At 72.8% G+C, this 6,331-nt stretch carries 4 protein-coding genes; 2 read left to right on the forward strand and 2 right to left on the reverse strand.

The window, feature by feature from the left end; translation table 11 throughout:
* The coding region (gene fxsT, locus FAF44_RS51515) for an FxSxx-COOH system tetratricopeptide repeat protein (protein ID WP_237110825.1) at positions 1-3,201 on the forward strand (3,201 nt) is incomplete at its 5' end.
* A gap of 47 nt (positions 3,202-3,248) precedes the next feature.
* Here the strand turns inward: fxsT and FAF44_RS51520 are convergent.
* Entirely contained in the window at positions 3,249-4,721 is a 1,473-nt protein-coding gene (locus FAF44_RS51520) for a phosphodiester glycosidase family protein (RefSeq protein WP_237110826.1), read from the reverse strand.
* A 260-nt stretch (positions 4,722-4,981) separates the two neighbouring features.
* Between FAF44_RS51520 and trpS the strand changes: the two genes are divergently transcribed.
* The gene (gene trpS / locus FAF44_RS51525; protein ID WP_237110827.1) at positions 4,982-5,944 is read left to right on the forward strand and encodes a tryptophan--tRNA ligase; all 963 of its coding nucleotides are present in this window, start codon (positions 4,982-4,984) and stop codon (positions 5,942-5,944) included.
* An 8-nt stretch (positions 5,945-5,952) separates the two neighbouring features.
* On the opposite strand, the gene FAF44_RS51530 is transcribed toward trpS, so the two are convergent.
* Positions 5,953-6,331, reverse strand: a 379-nt coding sequence (locus FAF44_RS51530) for a methyltransferase (protein WP_272896197.1), incomplete at its 5' end; no start/stop codon positions are given.

Genomic DNA, 6,331 nt, shown 5'->3' on the forward strand with positions numbered 1-6,331 from the left:
GCCCAGCCGTGCGTGGTCGCCGTGCACGGCCTGGGCGGGGTCGGCAAGACGAGCCTGACGCTGGAGTACGCCCACCGCCACCTGGGCGACTACCAGCTCGTCTGGCAACTGCCGGCGGCCGACCCGGCCGTGTTGTCGGCCGCGTACGCCCGGCTGGCGGCGCTGCTCGGGTTACGGGAGACGATCGACGCGGCCGATCCCGTGGACCAGGTGCATGCGGCGCTGGCCGCCCGTACCGAGCCGTGGCTGCTGATCTTCGACAACGCGCCGGAGGCGGACGCGCTGCGTCCGTACCTTCCGCCGGCCGGGCCGGGGCATGTGCTGATCACCAGCCGGTCCGGGAACTGGCCGCGCGAGCAGGGGCTGGAGCTGCCGGTGCTGGAGCCGGAGCCGGCGGTGGCGCTGGTGCTGACGCGTTCGGGGCAGCAGGACGCGGCGGCGGCCTCGGCCGTGGTGGCCGAGCTGGGCGCGCTGCCGCTGGCGCTGGAGCAGGCCGCGGCGTTCATGGCGGAGACCGGGCTGACGCTGGCCGAGTACCTCGATCTGCTGCACGGCCAGCGGGCCGAGCTGCTCGCGCAGGGGCAGGCGTGGGGGTATGAGGAGCGGGTCACGACGACCTGGCAGCTCGCGTTCCGGAATCTGACGGGGACCAGCCGGCAGGCGATCGCGTTGCTTCGGGTGCTGGCCTGCTACTCGCACGAGGTCATCCCGTACCATCTGCTGCTGTCGCGGCTCGCGGGACGTTCGGCGCGGGAGTTGTTCGCCGCCGAGGTGCAGCGGCAGCGGGCCTACGGGCGGATGCCGAACTCGCGGATGCGGCTGGTGCGCGACTTCCGGCTCTGGATGAGCGCGATGGCGGTGTTGCAGGAGTTGCCGCGCGACCCCGTGTCGATCAACGCGGCCGTCGGCGCGCTGCGCAGCCACAGCCTGATCGGGCAGCCGGCGGACGGGACGGTGGCGGTGCACCGCCTGGTCCAGGCCGTCACGCTCGACCAGCTCGCGCCGGAGGAGCAGCAGCGCTGGCGGGACGCGGCCTCGGTGCTCCTGGAGTCGGTGCTGCCCGACGACCCGGCCGACGCGGCGGCCTGGCCCCGGTACGCGCTGTTGCTGCCGCACATCCTCGTCGCGCTGAGCCCGGTCTCGCCGGGCATGGACAAGACCGCGCGGTACCTGGGGGCGAGCGGCGACTACCGTACGGCCAGGTCGTTGTTTCAGGAGATCTGCGACGCGCTGACGGCGCGGCTGGGGCCCGAGCACCCGGCCACGCTGACCGCCCGGCACGAGCTGGCCCGCTGGACGGGTGAGCTGGGCGACGCGGCGGCGGCCCGCGACATGTACGCGGACCTGCTGCCCCTCCGGCGGGGTCAGGTGGGCCCCGAGCACCCGCTCACCCTCACCATCCGGCACGAGCTGGCCCGCTGGACGGGTGAGCTGGGCGACGCGGCGGCGGCCCGTGACATGTACGCCGAGCTGCTGCCGGTGCGCGAGCGGGTGCAGGGCCGCGAGCACCCGAACACGCTGACCATCCGGCACGAGCTGGCCCGCTGGACGGGTGAGCTGGGCGACGCGGCGGCGGCCCGCGACATGTACGCCGACCTGGTGCCGATCAGGGAACGCGTGCAGGGCCCGCACCATCCCGACACCCTGACCGCGTGGGCGAACCTGGCCCAGTGGACCGGGGAGGCGGGCAACGCGGTGGCGGCCCGCGACCGGTACGCGGCGCTGCTGCCGGTGCGCGAGCGGCAGCTCGGCCCCGACCATCCGGTCACGCTCACCGTCCGGGCGAACCTGGCGCAGTGGACGGGGGAGGCGGGCGATCCGGCGGCGGCCCGCGACCAGTACGCGGAGTTGCTGCCGATCTACGAGCGGGTGCTCGGCCCCGAGCATCCCGACACGCTGACCACTCGTCACAGCCTCGCACAGTGGACGGGGAAGGCCGGCGACCCGGTGTCCGCCCGCGACCAGTACGCGGAGCTGCTCCCGATCCGCAGGCGGGTGTCCGGCCCCGAGCACCGCGACGCCCTCATCACCCAGGCGAACCTGGCCCAGTGGACGGGGCAGGCGGGTGATCCGGTGGCGGCCCGCGACCGGTACGCGGAGCTGCTGCCCATCCGTGCGCGCGTCCAGGGCCCGGAGCATCCGTCCACGCTGATCAACCGGCACGAGCTGGCGCGCTGGACGGGTGAGCTGGGGGACGCGCGGGCGGCCAGGGAGATGTACGCGGAACTGCTCGTCGTGCGGGGGCGGGTGTCGGGCCCCGACCACCCCGACACGCTGACCATCCGGCACGAGCTGGCCCGCTGGACGGGTGAGCTGGGCGACGCGGCGGCGGCCCGCGACCAGTACGCGGACCTGCTGCCGATCAGGGAACGGGTGCAGGGCCGCGATCATCCCGACACGCTGATGGCCAGGGCGAACCTGGCCCAGTGGACGGGGCAGGCGGGCGACCCGGTGGCGGCCCGTGACCTGTGTGCGGCGCTGTTGCCGGTCAGGGAGCGGGTGCTCGGCCCGGAGCATCCGTCCACGTTGATCACGCGGCACGAGCTGGCCCGCTGGACAGGGGCGCTCGGCGACGCGGCCGCGGCCCGCGACCAGTACGCCGAGCTGCTCGTCCGGCGGGGGAACGCCACCGGGTCCGAGCATCCCGACACCTTGACCACCCGGCACAACCTGGCGTTCTGGACCGGCCAGGCGGGGGACGCCGCCTCGGCCCGCGACCTGTGCGCCGTGCTGCTGCCGGTCAGGCAGCGGGTGCTCGGTCACGAACACCCGGACACGCTGATCACGTGGCACAACCTGGCGTACTGGACCGGCCAGGCGGGGGGCGCGGCGGCGGCCAGGGACATGTACGCGGAGCTGCTCGAGGTGCGGGAGCGGGTGCTCGGCTTCGAGCATCCCGACACGTTGACGATCCGGCACGAGCTGGCGCGCTGGATCGGGGAGCTGGGCGACCCGGCGGAGGCCAGGGCCGCCTACGCCGATCTGCTGCCCGTTCGTGAGCGGGTCTCGGGGCGCGAGCATCCGGACACGCTGACCGCCCGCGCCAACCTGGCGTACTGGACGGGGCAGGCGGGGGACCCGGCGGCGGCGCGTGACCTGTGCGCCGAGTTGCTGCCGGTCAGGGAGCGGGTGCTCGGTCCCGATCATCCCGCCACCCGGACGACCCGGCAGCAGCTCGGCTACTGGACGCGGCGGGTCTGAGCTCTCTCCTCCCCGCCGGAACCACGGCGGGGAGGAGAGAGCGGCGCTCAGCGCTCGGGCAGGACGAGGAGGGCGTCGCCGACGGCTCGTTCCGCGCCGTCGGAGGGCCGGTTGACGACCTTGCCGCCGACGACCATGGCCGTGGAGCCGCCGCCGTCCAGGTTGATCGCCTGGGTGGCGCCCATCCAGCGCATGAACTGGGCCGCCTCGACGAAGTTGGCCCCCACCGTCACCCCGGGCTGGCGGCCGTCCACGGTGGCCAGGATCAGGCTGCCGTTGCGGGTGGTGCCGAGGAGGGTGCGCGGGTGGCGGCGCAGGATCATGTTGATGGAGTCGTGCCCGTCGAGCTTGGCGGTGATCTTCACCTTGCCGTTGCGGACGAGGCCGACGCCGCCCGCGATCACGTTCAGCTCGGGGGTGAGCTGGAGCGCCCGCTTCGTGCGCAGGTCCACGACCTTGGTGTCGATGACGACCTTCCAGTCCTGCCACGCGTGCTGGTTGAGCCAGTCGGCGGCCACGCCGTTGCCGTGCAGCACCCGGGTGCCGGCGCTCACCGCGGCGCCGGAGGCGCGCAGGCCGGTGACCTTGCCGGTGGCGTCGATGACGGCGTCGGTCCCGCCGGTGGGGGTCTTGGCCCCGTACTCCTCCGTGTAGAGCACCAGCTCGTCGGTCGTGACGGCCCGGTTGATGCCGTTGACCTCGGCCTTCTCGCCGTCCTGCGAGATCGCGGTCACGGTCGTGCTCAGCTCGGTGATCTTCGCGGTACGGCCCTTCAGCACGACCGCGGACCGGCCGGGGACCGCCTCGCTGAGCAGCTTGCCGCCCACGATGGACGCGCCGAGCGGCTCGCCGCGCAGCGCCGGGGAGGTGTGGATGTTGAAGAAGCCGCCGTTGACGCCGAGCAGCGCCTTGCCGGCCTTGACCATCGAGGAGACGGTCTCCCGCTTGGCCACGCTGGTGCCGAGCGAGGCGGCGTACGAGCCGCGGAACGTCCTGACGTCGATCATCGCGACCTTGACGTTCCACGGGCCGGTGGTGTCGAGGCCGTCGTCGCCGAGGTAGTCGACCTTGACCTTCAGCCCGGCGTCCTTGAGCGCGTCGGCCGCCTTGTCGGCCTTCTTCTTGTCCTTTAACGGCCACAGGCCGACGCGGACCATGTACACGGTCTGGGACGGGGCGTCGGCCACGCCGGGCCGGATCACCTTCTGCAGGCTGGGCGTCTCGCCGGCGGCTTCGACCTCCATGACCTTGGTCTCGGCGGCCGTGAGCGACCCGGCGTCGCGGCCGTTGGGCATCAGGACGGTGACCGTGTAACCGTCGGTGGACGTGCCCGCTTTCACGTCGTACAGGTCGATGCCCTGCGCCACGGTGGTCATCGTCTTGGTCGGCACGGGCCGTTCGCCCAGCGGGAACTTCGCCGAGGGGAAGCGCACCGATCGCTGCTCCGCTGTCGCGGGCAACGCGGTGATGGTGATCGCCGCGGCTATGGCCAGGCCGCCGGCGAGGGTGCGTCGAGACATGAACTCTCCAGAGGGCGGAAAAGGGACCGCACCATAGTGGCGAGATCAAGGTCGCCGGGGCAGGAGAACGCGCGGAACGGGCGGAAGAGGTTACGGAATCGACACAGAGATCGGATACCATTCGTGCATGACTCGTTTCCGCATGTGGTGGCGGCCGGCAGACGGCCGCTGATTTCCCATGCGTGGGCCGTCCCCGAGACGGCCCCGCGACGCGAGTGGTTCCTCTCCCGGACGGCGTGATCCCGAAGGAGAGAAACCCGATGAACGACGTCGTGCTCACCGGCGACCGGCCGACCGGCCGGCTGCATCTCGGCCACTATTTCGGCTCGCTGGCCAACCGGGTGGCTCTGCAGGAGCGCCATCCCCTGTACGTGCTGATCGCCGACTACCAGGTGATCACCGACCGTGACGTGCCGGGCGAGATCCGCCGGCACACCACGGACCTGCTGCTCGACTACCTGGCGGTCGGCATCGACCCGGCCAGGGCCACGATCTTCCAGCACAGCGCGATCCCCGAGCTGAACCAGCTCCTGCTGCCGTTCCTGAGCCTGGTGTCGGTGGCCGAGCTGGGGCGCAACCCCACGGTGAAGGACGAGATCGCGCACAGCTCGCAGCGGGCCGTCAGCGGCCTGATGTTCACGTATCCGGTGCACCAGGCGGCCGACATCCTGTTCTGCAAGGGCACGCTGGTGCCCGTCGGGAAGGACCAGTTGCCGCATCTGGAGGTGGCGCGGCTGGTGGCGCGGCGCTTCAACGAGCGCTACGGGGTGGTCTTCCCGCTGCCGGAGGCCATGATGGGCGCGCAGCCGCTGCTGAAGGGGCTCGACGGCGGCAAGATGAGCAAGAGCCGCGGCAACGCGATCGCCCTGTCGGCGACGGAGGACGAGACGGCCGCCCTCGTCCGCGGGGCCCGTACCGACGCCGACCGGCTGATCACCTACGACGAGGAGCGCCGGCCCGAGGTGGCCAACCTGCTCACGCTGGCCGGGCTGTGCCTGGGCCGCGACCCGGGCGAGCTGGCCGCGGAGATCGGCGACGGCGGCGCGGTCACGCTCAAGCGCGTGGTCACGGAGGCGGTCAACGAGTTCCTGCGGCCGATCAGGAAACGGCGGGCGGAGCTCACCGAGGCCGACGCCCGGACGGTGCTGGCCGAGGGGAACGAGCGGGCCCGCGAGCGGGCGGTCCGCACCCTTGAGGAGGTGCGGGTCGCGATGGGGTTCTGACGGGCGCTCTAAGGCCGCCTGGCGACGGCCAGTTCGGTGGCCGGGGAGCCCAGGGGGCGGCGGTGCCGGATCCCGTGGAAGCCCGCCGCCCGCAGCAGGCCCGCCACCTCGTCCAGGGTGCGTACCCGGCCGCCGATCGTGACCAGGTAATTCAGGTCCAGCAGGCGCAGCAGGGTGCGGCTGGCGCGGCCGGGCATGAGGCTGTCGGCGAACTGGTCGCCGATCACGATCGTGCCGCCCGGGTTGAGCGCCGCCGCGGCACGGCGCAGCAGCAGGGCCGTCTCGTCGTCGCTCAGCCCGTGCACGATGTTGAACAGCAGGACGACGTCGTACCCGGTGCCGAGGTCGTCGCGCAGGAACGAGCCCGGCCGCAGGGTGAGGCGGGGG

This window comes from Nonomuraea sp. MG754425 (genome assembly GCF_021699195.1).
Taxonomy (GTDB): domain Bacteria; phylum Actinomycetota; class Actinomycetes; order Streptosporangiales; family Streptosporangiaceae; genus Nonomuraea.